General features: G+C 56.3%; 8 protein-coding genes and 4 pseudogenes. 6 read left to right on the forward strand and 6 right to left on the reverse strand.

Annotated features, from left to right (window positions below; all coding sequences use genetic code 11):
• The first annotated feature begins 255 nt into the window (after positions 1-255).
• The 4 genes from JWS10_RS21135 to JWS10_RS21150 all read left to right on the forward strand — a co-directional run bounded on the left by JWS10_RS21135 (position 256) and on the right by JWS10_RS21150 (position 4,331).
• A complete protein-coding gene (locus JWS10_RS21135; protein ID WP_299509921.1) occupies positions 256-624 on the forward strand; it encodes a response regulator in 369 nt (122 codons plus the stop codon).
• Positions 625-1,069: 445 nt separating this feature from the next.
• Entirely contained in the window at positions 1,070-2,056 is a 987-nt protein-coding gene (locus JWS10_RS21140) for an SOS response-associated peptidase family protein (protein WP_299509923.1), read from the forward strand.
• Between the two features lie 727 nt (positions 2,057-2,783).
• A complete protein-coding gene (locus JWS10_RS21145; protein ID WP_299509925.1) occupies positions 2,784-3,752 on the forward strand; it encodes a hypothetical protein in 969 nt (322 codons plus the stop codon).
• A 78-nt stretch (positions 3,753-3,830) separates the two neighbouring features.
• Entirely contained in the window at positions 3,831-4,331 is a 501-nt protein-coding gene (locus tag JWS10_RS21150; protein WP_299509927.1) for an invasion associated locus B family protein, read from the forward strand.
• A gap of 231 nt (positions 4,332-4,562) precedes the next feature.
• Here the strand turns inward: JWS10_RS21150 and JWS10_RS21155 are convergent, their stop codons facing one another.
• Together JWS10_RS21155 and JWS10_RS21160 are read right to left on the reverse strand one after the other, a co-directional pair.
• The gene (locus JWS10_RS21155; protein WP_299509929.1) at positions 4,563-4,937 is read right to left on the reverse strand and encodes a polymer-forming cytoskeletal protein; all 375 of its coding nucleotides are present in this window, start codon (positions 4,935-4,937) and stop codon (positions 4,563-4,565) included.
• A 227-nt stretch (positions 4,938-5,164) separates the two neighbouring features.
• Positions 5,165-5,407, reverse strand: a pseudogene (locus tag JWS10_RS21160) (transposase); the annotation flags it as partial.
• A gap of 200 nt (positions 5,408-5,607) precedes the next feature.
• Here JWS10_RS21160 and JWS10_RS21165 point away from each other — a divergent pair.
• Positions 5,608-7,035: a PAS domain S-box protein gene (locus JWS10_RS21165; RefSeq protein WP_299509931.1), complete on the forward strand. Its 1,428-nt coding sequence runs from the start codon at positions 5,608-5,610 to the stop codon at positions 7,033-7,035.
• Positions 7,036-7,134: 99 nt separating this feature from the next.
• On the opposite strand, the pseudogene arsH reads toward JWS10_RS21165, so the two are convergent.
• The 3 pseudogenes from arsH to JWS10_RS21180 all read right to left on the reverse strand — a co-directional run.
• Positions 7,135-7,664 (reverse strand): annotated as a pseudogene (arsH, locus tag JWS10_RS21170) (arsenical resistance protein ArsH); the annotation flags it as partial.
• A 59-nt stretch (positions 7,665-7,723) separates the two neighbouring features.
• Positions 7,724-8,443: pseudogene (locus tag JWS10_RS21175) on the reverse strand (arsenical-resistance protein); the annotation flags it as partial.
• 17 nt (positions 8,444-8,460) lie between these two features.
• A pseudogene (locus tag JWS10_RS21180) lies at positions 8,461-8,607 on the reverse strand (helix-turn-helix domain-containing protein); the annotation flags it as partial.
• Positions 8,608-8,969: 362 nt separating this feature from the next.
• On the opposite strand from JWS10_RS21180, the gene JWS10_RS21185 reads away from it, so the two are divergent.
• Complete coding sequence (locus JWS10_RS21185) at positions 8,970-10,847, forward strand: calcium-binding protein (protein ID WP_299509933.1); 1,878 nt, start codon at positions 8,970-8,972, stop codon at positions 10,845-10,847.
• Positions 10,848-10,896: 49 nt separating this feature from the next.
• Here JWS10_RS21185 and JWS10_RS21190 read toward each other — a convergent pair.
• On the reverse strand, positions 10,897-11,227 hold a 331-nt coding region (locus JWS10_RS21190), incomplete at its 5' end, for a sulfotransferase domain-containing protein (RefSeq protein ID WP_299509935.1).

Consider the following 11,227-nt stretch of genomic DNA (forward strand, 5'->3'; position numbering starts at 1 on the left):
GAAGGCCAGAATCGTCAGACGAAGATAATGCATGACAACCTCCGTTCTCGGCTCGAGAACATTCTGAGCGCACGGATTTCTACGTCAACAAAGGCAGAAGTCGCAGGCTGAAATTAGCCGATTAAACGTATGCCGACCTGCGGCGATGATGACTGACGACCGGCCGCTGCGCTATGGTATGCAAGCAGGGCGTGATGAAGCGATACCCTGCCAGCGAACTGACTAAAGCTAGCGGACATGAGTGGAGTACTGAACGTGAAAAACGACCAACGGGTCGTTTTGGTCGTTGAGGAAAGTCGTCTGATTCGGCTTAACGCCTTTGAGATAATTGAACGCATTAGACTCGAGGCCTTGAGGGCCGAAAACGCCGACGAGGCGCTCATTATCCTTGAGGCGAGGGAGGACATCGATCTGCTGTTCGTCGACCTGGAGATACCCGGTTCGATGGACGGCCTAAATTTATGTTATTACGTTCGTATTCTTTGGCCCTGTATCTTGCTGATAGCCGCTTCCGGAGTCCCTTATTTTGAGCAGAGAACCCTTCCTTCGGGCTGCAAGTTCGTGGCGAAACCCTATTCCGAGATGAAAATAGCAAAGGCGATGACACGGCTTCTGGTGGTCTAAGTTTCAAACCTACGGCCCATTCAGCGTGGCCCGCTCCTCCCAAAAAAAGTGAACGTCAGGAAGGAACCCCACTTTCAATTTTTGGCTTGTTACGCATCGACAAATCAGTCGGTTCCTAGGAGAGGAGAAAATTATGCCTAACAATAGCCAAGAATCAAAAGGCGGCTCCGGCAGCGGCAGCGGCACCAGAGGCGGAACTCCGGAGCAACACGCCGAGGCTGGTCGTCAAAGCCACAAAAATGACTCGTCCGGTGGCAAGTCCTCAGGCGGCAAATCGTCCGGTGGGCAGCAATCCGGCAGCGGCACCAGAGGCGGAACTCCGGAGCAACATGCTGAAGCCGGCCGTCAGAGCCACAAAAACGACTGATCCGCAGCCTGATAGGCTATTTGACGAAGGCCGGGAGCGATCCCGGCCTTTATGGCTGACCGAAGTGCATAATACTTGGTGACTAACGTCTACTCTTATGGCTGTTCTTATGAGATGACGCGCAGGACAACAGCTCAATCAAAAGCGGATGAAAGCGCCTTCCCGGTGCGCGTTTTCATCAAGGTGCCTGCATTGGGTTTCGGGACGATGATGTCGCCGATGCATGCTTGGCTTGAAAGACGCGTTGGCAGGGCCAGCTACGCAATCCATGGTGGCGGTCGAAACGTAATAGGGGACGTTATCGCATTCTACTTCCGCGACCCCAAGGACGCTTGCGGCTTCATGGTGGCTTTCCCGGACCTGGAGCTAGCCGACGGCACAGTCTCACCGACATACAGTTCGCCCTCGGCCCCTAGCGGAAACGTCCCCGATGAGGATATCGAAGTGTGCAATCTCTATAACCAGACCATGGCAGTAGACGCTATGCGCCAGCTTTTCGCCGGGCTCGACAACTACACCGGCAATCTAGAACCGGGCGCGGTTTATCCAGATCGGCTGGCTCCAATTATCCGACACAAGCCTGACGGCTTGCAGCTTGTTAACGCCCGCTGGGGCATGCCCTCGCCGCCCTCCGTTTTGAAAACGGCGCGCGATCCCGGCGTGACAAATGTGCGCAATCTCAGCTCGTCACACTGGCGGCGCTGGTTAGGCCCAGCCCATCGCTGCCTCGTGCCGGTGACGTCGTTTTCCGAGCCTAAGCCGGGCGGTATCCAGTGGTTTGCGCCCGCCGAGGAAGGCCAGCCGATGTTCTTCGCGGGCATCGAACTACGCAGCTGGAAGTCGTTGCGCAAGGTGAAGGACGGCGAGACGGTCGATGATCTCTTTGCGTTCCTGACATGTGCTCCCAACGCCGAGGTCGGGTCGGTGCATCCCAAAGCGATGCCCGTTATTCTGACTAACCCAGCTGAGTGGCAAACGTGGCTTGGCGCGCCATTCGAGATCGCTGCGCTATTGCAGCGGCCGTTACCGGATGGACGGCTCCAGCTGGTGCAAGGGGCGATTTAACGTGGGTCCAATCCCTAACGGAGTCGCGAGACCTAAAATAACAGGGCGCTACCGCGTGTTCCGGTGCGGATGAAGGCGCGGGCAATGGCGTCGTGCTACACGAAGTATGATTTCCTCGCCCAGTCCTCGCGCGACCTTCTCTACATTGTCGAAATCATTTAAGGCACGGAATGCAGGTTGAGTTCACCGCCGGCGATATCGACACTTAAGCCCGCGTCGGTCGCCTCAGTCTTTCATGTCTTCGCATCCAGGGCTCACTTCTCACGCGAACGGACTTCGGAGACGCTCAAAAATTATAGAAACGGCATGCAAACTTGGCCGTCTTGGTAACTGCCCCTGTTGCCCTATCACCAGCTCAAAAAGATGCCGACGGGCGCAAAGTGTCTGTAAGCACGACTATCATAAGGCGGACTTTAAATGACTGGAGTTCAATCCACGGTAGAAAGCGTGACGGCATTAAGATGCCTAGGTTGCAATGAACCGTATTGCGTGTCGCAATCTCGCGTCGGAGTGCTGATTCGATTTGCTTCAGCACCCCAAAGGGTGAGCTTTCCAGAACTGGCGGACGGCGACAGTGCCCCGTTCATTCTGCAGATCACGGAAACAATGGCGCGAAATTAGTGGATGTTTTCGAGAAACCACCGACAAGGTCTTCATATTGCTTTGCCGCCGGCACTTAATGTGGCAAAATTATGAATTATTGAAGTCATATTTGGGAGTTCTGGGAATGAATAAAATATTTACTTTGCTCTTGCTGGGGTCTGTCGCCCTGCCTGGGGCAGCACTGGCCGCCGTCATCACTAACGGTACGGTTACATTGGGCGTGAATGACGCTGGCAACCTTAACGTACCCGGCACTTTGTCGGGCGCCGGTACCACATCATACGTAGGGCTGCGTGACAACGCGACCAACTACGAAGCCACCGCTGATGGCTGCCTTTGCGAAGGCTGGGGTGTGGGAATTGGCGAAAGCCTGGTCAGCGGATTTGCAAACCAAGATCGGGGCGGCAGTGTCGGATTGACCCAAGTTTCGTTCATCTCGGACGCGTCGACCGCAACTTCGGTTACCGAGTTGGGCTCATCTTTGCGTGTCACCCATACGTTCACTCCGTCCGCTGACTCTCACCTATACCAAGTCGCTGTAAAGATCGAAAACATTGGTGCGGTGGCTGTTAGTGACCTGCGTTACACCCGCGTCATGGATTGGGATGTCGAGCCTACAGCGTTTAGCGAATATGTCACGATCGGCGGGACCGCTGCTGCTTCTGCAGTGCTGTTCGCGAGCGATGATGGCTTCCAAAGCGGCGACCCTTTCGCTGCACATTCGCAAATTGCTGCCAGCGGGGACTTTACAGATTCCGGCGTTGCAGATCACGGCGCGCTATTCGATTTCGCTTTTGGCGCTCTCGCAGCGGGCGCAACTTATGATTTCAAGATCTTCTACGGCGCGGCACAAGGTGAAGACGTCGCATTGAATGCATTAAATGCCGTCGGTGCGGAAGTTTACTCCTTCGGCCAGTCGAGCGATAATATGGACGGCAGCACACCCGGTCGGCCCACATTTATCTTTGGCTTCTCAGGTGTGGGCGGCGTTGTTGTACCCCCCAGCGAGGTTCCAGTTCCTGCCTCAGCCTTGTTGCTGCTTGGCGGCGTCGGAATGTTGAGCGGACTACGTCTGCGCCGCAAAAATGCCTGATGTGCGGATTTTGGTCTAAGATACTGGGCGCGGCGCCACTGGTGACCGCGCCCAGTTTTATCGAAAGGATCTTAGTTAATGTCTTTTTATCACACGGTTAAGGTGGCTTCTTTGGTGGCGTTGTTGTGTAGTCTGGCAGGCGCTGGTCGTCCTGCCGTTGCGCAAGACAGCGCGGGTTGGAAGGTGAGCTGCATTGAAGGCAATGAGCGCTGTACCGCCGTGCTTTCCGTGCAGACGGCGGACAGCGGGAAGAGTTTGGCAGCAATTGGAATTCAGATCGGCCGAGGCGGGAAAGAACCGGCAATGATAGCGATTTTACCGTTGGGGGTTGAATTGAAGGCGGGCTTCCGGGCGGTTGTGGCGGGCAAAGCCTACGATGCTCCCTTTGAGGCGTGCTTTGCAGATGGCTGCCGTGCTGTCGCGGCGTTGCCAGAAGGTTCGCTCGGAGCATGGATAACCGCGGCTTCAGTTCAGTTGCAATTCTTTCCGTTTGGGTCTGACAATCCTGTTTCAGCAGAGGTTCCGCTGATTGGTCTACGCGAAGCCCTAGACTCAAAATCTTTGTTGAAAACGCCCTAATCGGTGCTTTCATTGGGCAGAGCGACGCCTGTTTCGATGGTGACAACGGTGAGACAAGCTTGGTTGTAATTTCCCTGCTGAAATTGCAGGTTAATAGGTAACTCCTATCTGCCTTAGTACCATCGCAATCTGGTCACACGGGCCGGGCAATGACCGCGATATTCACATTACCGCCGAATCTCTGAGGAGGGCGGAAGTGCTGACAGCGGCCGTGACCCGGTCGTTTTTGCGTTATTGCATGGCTGATCCGCTCGAATGATCGTCACGCTTCGCCGGGCTTATTTTCTTCAGGTCCCCCTCCACCGTTGCGCCTGGGTGGACGGTCAATGTGCCATAGGAAAGCGACCCTGCGACATGCCCATGCGCGGTGACTGTCAGTTCAACTGCTAACACTTTGCCGAGAACCACGCCGTCGATCTTGAGGGCGCGCGCCTCGACATCGCCCTCAACTTGCGCAGTGGCCTCAATTGAGACGTCATCAGCTACGACATTTCCTCTGATTGTTGCCTCGATCACGATTTGACCGGTGCATCTCACGTCGCCTGTGATTTCGAGGTTTGCAGCGAGAACCGAAGTCTTGGCGGGGTGCGCAGTTGGGGATGTCATAAGGGTCGGCCTTTCTACCCGGGGCGATGCGCCAAGGGTTTTGATTGATAACGTATACAGGATTGGTGGGTCGCGCGCGATGCCCAGCACCAACCTTCCCAGTTCATCGGCCAGACGTGTGATCACCTCGGTCAGTTGACCGATTTGTGCAGGTAGAGCTGCCCCATCTCGCGGACGGTTCTGGGCAAATCAACCCGCGGTTCGCTCAAGGCTGCTTGCAGAAGCTTCAGATGCACTGGGCCTTTTGGCGCGATCAGACCAAACTCGGCCAAATGCCCTCTGAGCGCATTGATCAGTTGCGTTCGTTGCCGCACAAAGCATTGATGGGTCCGAAAGGCCACGGTACGCGCTTGCTTCTCGGGACTCTTCACTGCGACAAAACTCATGCTGGGACGGGACGATGCCTTTGCAATGACTGCCGCATCTGCAAAGTCGTTCTTCTGCCGCTTCACGAAGGGCTTCACCACCGCATCAGTTCATAGTTCAAAACGGACATCTACCAGTAGCCTAACCCGACGGGAGGTAATTGACGGTCAACAGCGGCAACCAAATGGTCGCTAGGAAGATCCCATTGGAACATGCCCGGCTCTAGGGACTTGCGAAACGAGCAGGAATATTTCAAAAAATGTCTTTAGCAGGGTTAACTGGCGAAGCGGTGAGATGACATATAATGACCAATGAGATGAGCAATGAACTCGAGCGCGAACGGCTCGCTGCGATTGTTTCTTCATCAGATGATGCCATCATCAGCAAGTCACTCACTGGTATCATTAGCAGCTGGAACCGAGGCGCCGAGAAAATCTTTGGCTACACTGCTGAGGAAATGATCGGCCAGCCGATCATCCGGATCATTCCACCTGAACTTCATTCACAGGAGGAAGATATTCTTCGCCGTGTCAAAGCGGGCGAGAGGATCGACCACTTCGACAATGTTCGGCTTGCAAAAGATGGCACGAGAGTCGACATCTCGCTTACCGTCTCGCCCTTGCGCACCAGTAATGGGCAGATCGTCGGCGCGTCAAAGGTGGCCCGCAATATCGGAGAACGCAAACGTGCAGACGAGTTGCAGAGATTGTTGATTGACGAGCTCAATCACCGTGTCAAAAACACGCTGGCTGTCGTGCAGTCCATTGCATCCCAATCTTTGCGAAATAATCCTGACCCTAGGGCTTTTGTTTCAGCTTTTAACGGGCGTCTTCAGGCTCTCGCCAAAGCTCACGATCTTCTTATCGAGGAAAAGCTGTTAGGTGTGAACCTCCGCGAGCTTATCCAGCAACAGATTGTGCTTGGGTCCACTGAGCTAGGCCGGGTTATGTTGCGAGGCCCCGAACTGGTGATCGGCGGCTCGATGGGAACGCACTTAGCTCTCATCATCCACGAACTCGCAACTAATGCCCGTAAATACGGGAGTCTTTCGAATGCGACAGGAACTCTTCTCATCGAATGGACCTTGCAAGAAGACGAAGGTGCCGTTTGGCGTCTTTCAATAAACTGGCAGGAGGAGGGTGCGCCAATCGCGCCTAGCACCTTAATCGAAGGGTTTGGATCCTTACTGTTAAGACGCGTAGCGACGGCCGGTCAGGGTCATGCAGACATTCAGCAGCGCGAATACGGGCGAACTGTCAGTTTCGATCTGTTGCTCGACCGGCATCGGCTGCTAACCCCGCCAGTAGCAGCGGACGTGCAAGCCATCCAAGCCAAGCCAGCAGCAGGCCGGTTCTCATTGGTAGGCAGAAGAGTGCTAATCGTCGAGGACGAATTCCTGGTTGCAATGGATATCGAAGGGACATTAATGGACGCGGGGTGCACGGTGGTGGGGCCAGCTTACAGTGTTGCCCAAGCGCTGGTTGTGCTATCAGCAGAAGAAACGGTCGATATAGCCATCATCGACGCAAATTTGCAGGGGCAGAGCGTAACGCCAATCTTGCGCGAACTTGCCAAGCAGAATGTTCCTTTTGTATTTGCAACAGGCTACGGACGTGAAGCGCTTCCTGCGGAATGGCAAACTTCCCCGTTGATCGCGAAACCATTTACCCCAAGCCAGTTGATTGAGACCTTAGACCGCTTACTAAACGGCAAGGCCGATGCCAATTTGTGAAACTAGAAGCCTGCAATTGTCGAAGATTAATGGTAAGCGTCGTATGGTCCCACCTTCTATATGATCGGTCATCAGAGGGTCGGTCAGGTCCGGCCGATCCCGCGTTAGAAGAGTGAACCGCACCAGTTCCTCCATGACGTCCATGATCCGGTCATAATAGGAAGACGGCTTCATACGTCCCGCTTCGTCAAACTCCTGAAATGCTTTGGCGACGGAGGATTGGTTCGGGATCGTCACCATCCGCATCCAGCGGCCGAGGATGCGCATCTGGTTCAGCGCGTTGAAGCTTTGCGATCCGCCCGGCACCTGCATGAGGGCCAGAGTGCGGCCCTGCGTCGGGCGGACCGCGCAGATCGGTATCCAGTCGATCTGGGATTTCATCACGCCGGTCATCGCACCATGCTGTTCAGGGCTGGCCCAGACCTGCCCATCGGACCAGAGGCTCAGCTCGCGCAGTTTCTGGACCTTGGGATGGTCCGACCCGGCGTCGTCCGGCAGCGGCAGGCCGTCTGCGTGAAAGATCCGCGTGTCGCAGCCGAACTGGCGCAGAAGGCGTTCTGCCTCCAGAGTCGCAAGCGACTGTACGATCGTGCGCGCAGCGAACCATAAAGCAACAGGATGCGCGGCGGAGAGCCCTCGAACTGCGGCGGGCGCAGCGCCTCCTGTGACAGGTTCGGCAGGTCGGGGGTCATGCGCGAGCGTGCTTTAGCGTGGCATCGCCCGGAAACCACCGTCGTCCAAGACGCAGAGCAACGCTCCCCAGTAGTATCAGCACCGGCACCTCGACCAGCGGCCCGATGACGGCGGCGAAGGCCACGGGTGAGGCGAGGCCATAGGCGGCGATGGCAACCGCGATCGCCAGTTCGAAGTTGTTGCCTGCCGCGGTAAAGGCGATAGCGACGGTGCGCGGATAGTCCTTTGCGATCCAGCGACCCATCGCAAAGCTGACGATAAACTGGATTGCGAAGTAGATCACCAGTGGCAGGCGAAGCACATCGCCGCCTTTCAGGCTGAACATCGCAACGATGGTGAACAGTAGCGCCACCAGCGTGATCGGGCCGATCTTCGGCAGGAACGTGTCTTGATACCACTCCGCCCCTCGCCGGGCGATCAGGATACGGCGCGTCTGATAGCCTGCCAGAAACGGCAAGCCGAGATAGAGCAGCACGGCCTCCGTCACCGTCCAGAACCCCACATCGATCACGCTGCCTTCCAGCCCGAACAGCGGCAGCAGAACCGTCAGGAACAGCCATGCATAGGTTGAGAAGAACAGTATCTGGAAGATCGAGTTGAACGCCACGAGCCCCGCGACATACTGGTTGTCGCCACGCGCAAGCTAGTTCCAGACCAGCACCATGGCGATGCAGCGGGCAAGGCCGATAAGGATCAGGCCGGTCATATATTCGGGTTAGCCAACCCCGCCTAGCCGTGATCTGCAAGGGCATGACGCCATTGATAGAAGCTCGCTCTCCCGATACCGAAGTATCGACAGGTCTTGCTGACGTCACCCGACGCCGCAGCGTGATTCAGAATGCGCAGCTTGCGCCGAATTTCCTGTTGGTCTTTGGCCATCGAGCTCACCCTCCCACTCCAAAATGGAGATTACAGAAGGTATCTCGCTGAATCGACAGGTCCTACAGGTCTCTGGCTGGGATCCGTTTGGCCTTTTATCATATCCATCATAAATCTGCTCGATCGTCCGCCGCTCTCCAGTTAGAAGAGCCCGCAAGTCACCAATTTCGTTTTGTATCCGCACTGGAGCCAATTGACACTTTGTCCAACGCGACTGTGATCTGACCAACGCAATTTCAGGTTGACAAAAACTGAAACTCCACACGCACTGCTAGTGCATCTAGGTAAATTGCTTAAGCCTACATCGACATCGTAACAAAACAGCGCCTGCGTCCAGCAAGTCGCGCCAAGGGAGATTTCAAATGGCTTTGTTAACCGTAGGTCCACTTTCCGCCTACAAATCGATTTCTGCGGCTATGCTCGAAGGAGGACCGGCTGACCATATTGTTCTGGAAGATCATTACAGCGACGAGTTCGCGATTGTCCTTTACAGCGGTATGACCATCTCTGGCGGTGCCACATCGGTTGGCATTACCCTTCAGCTTGCAAGTGGGGTCTCAACGGTCACACTGGCGGGATTGGCACCTATTAACGTTGCCGATGCAGATGACGGCAACAATATTGTCGGGAACGGTGGTGACAATGAAATATCGGTATCGGCGGGGGCCGACGCAGTTAATGGTGGCTTAGGCGAAGACCGGCTCACGGTGAATTACAGTGCAGCTACAGGAAACATCACCGGCGACTCGACCTCGAATTTTACCGAAGCGGGGGGCGGGGGGCGGATGGTAACTCTCACGAGTGGCACTATCGAGCACTTCACAATCCTCACAGGCACCGGCGCGGACACGATTACGACCGCCGAGGGCGACGACATAATCGTGACTGGCAATGGTGCGTCGACTGTGTCTGCAGGGCAAGGTGCGAACATTATCATAGGCGGTAAGGATGCCGATACAATCACGGCTCTCGACGGGGGAAACCGTATCGACGCCGGAAATGGCAGCAATACGATCACATCCGGCGCCGGTAACGATACCATCATATCTGGTAATGGGACCGACACGATTGTCAGCGGTGCTGGGATGGATCTGATCACCCTTTACGGCGGACCAGATACAGTGAATGCTGGCTCAAATTTCGACCGCTTGATCATCAATTACGCTTTGATGACGACGGACGTAGCCGGTGGCGTTACGAGCGGGGATCTGGATGCCGGTTATTCGGGCAATATTGCTGATGTGGCAGGCAATTTCATAAATTTTGTGCAAAGCGAAGCTTTCTCCATCACGACCGGCAGCGGAAACGACAGCATCATGAGTGGTGCTGCGGCCGATTTGCTCAGCGGCGGTTTCGGAAACGACACCCTGCAAGCTGGAGATGGCAACGATACGCTCCAGGGCAACCAGAACGACGACCGGCTGGAAGGCGGGGACGGCGACGACTTCATGCGTGGCGGGAGGGACAACGACACCCTACTCGGCGGCATCGGCAACGACACCTTGCTCGGCGACCTGGGCGACGACACCCTGACCGGCGGCGAGGGCAACGACGCCCTGACCGGCGGCACCGGCTCTGACACGGCGGACTACTCGGCGTCAATCGCCGCCGTCAGCGTGAACCTGGCCGCAGGGGGCGCGCAGATGATTGGCGTGTCCGAGGGCACCGACACGCTCACTGACATCGAGAACGTGACGGGCAGCCTGTTCAGCGACACATTGAGCGGCAATGCGGGGGCCAACATCCTGACTGCCGGAGCGGGCGCGGACTACCTGCAAGGCAACATGGGAGACGACTCCCTGCAGGGCAACACCGGCAATGACACGCTGCGCGGCGGACAGGACAACGACTTCCTTCGCGGCGGACAGGACAACGACTACCTCCGCGGGGACAAGGGCAACGACAGCCTGCAGGGCGATCGCGGCCAAGACATCCTGGATGGCGGTGCCGGCGCGGACATCCTTCGCGGTGATGTCACCCCCACCAGCACCGAGAACGACACGTTCGTATTTACGATCGGCGAGGCCGCAGGAGACATCGTTGTCGACTTCGATGGGCTTGGCTCACTCGCGGGGGACCAGCTTCTGTTCATTGGCTACGGCTTATCCTCCGAAGCGACCTTCGAGCGGGTCGGTTCCAGCAACACCTGGGAGATTACCTCGGCCAACGGCCTGAGCGTTGAGACCATCACCTTCGCAAACGGCGCCTCGGTATCCGCTGACGACTTCGCCTTCGTTTAGGCGAGCCAAGGTCCACGCTGAGATCGATAGCTATGGGCCTGCGAGATCGTCAGCCCGATCGACAGGTAAGCCAAGTGTCGACGCAGAGCCCCGTGAGAGCGGCGAATGCGTCGACTTCAGGTCGGAAGATCTTGCGAAGATGGCGGATGTCACAAACCGTCAGCTGCGACGGATAAGGTAGATACTTTCTAATATTCACCCGCTTTTCCAACGTAGGCGCAAACGGTCCGATCTCAAGAAATTCGGCGATCCGCGTGAGAGTTCCCGCCGGATCGCCACCCAGGTCGCTGGACCGCAGAAACAAGATCTGTTGGCTCGGGAAGAGATCGAGCAAGCGCCGCACTTGCTGGGCGTAGAGGCCGCGCTCCACATAGCTGAAC

Origin of the sequence: Cypionkella sp. (genome assembly GCF_028290025.1) — a bacterium.
Classification (GTDB): Bacteria; Pseudomonadota; Alphaproteobacteria; order Rhodobacterales; family Rhodobacteraceae; genus Cypionkella.

Bases quoted from the DNA above. Each gene is read 5' to 3' on its own strand.
- JWS10_RS21145 (WP_299509925.1), top strand. From the start codon at position 2,784: ATGAATAAAATATTTACTTTGCTCTTGCTGGGGTCTGTCGCCCTGCCT.
- JWS10_RS21150 (WP_299509927.1), top strand. From the start codon at position 3,831: ATGTCTTTTTATCACACGGTTAAGGTGGCTTCTTTGGTGGCGTTGTTG.
- JWS10_RS21155 (WP_299509929.1), bottom strand. From the start codon at position 4,937: ATGACATCCCCAACTGCGCACCCCGCCAAGACTTCGGTTCTCGCTGCA.
- JWS10_RS21165 (WP_299509931.1), top strand. From the start codon at position 5,608: ATGACCAATGAGATGAGCAATGAACTCGAGCGCGAACGGCTCGCTGCG.
- JWS10_RS21185 (WP_299509933.1), top strand. From the start codon at position 8,970: ATGGCTTTGTTAACCGTAGGTCCACTTTCCGCCTACAAATCGATTTCT.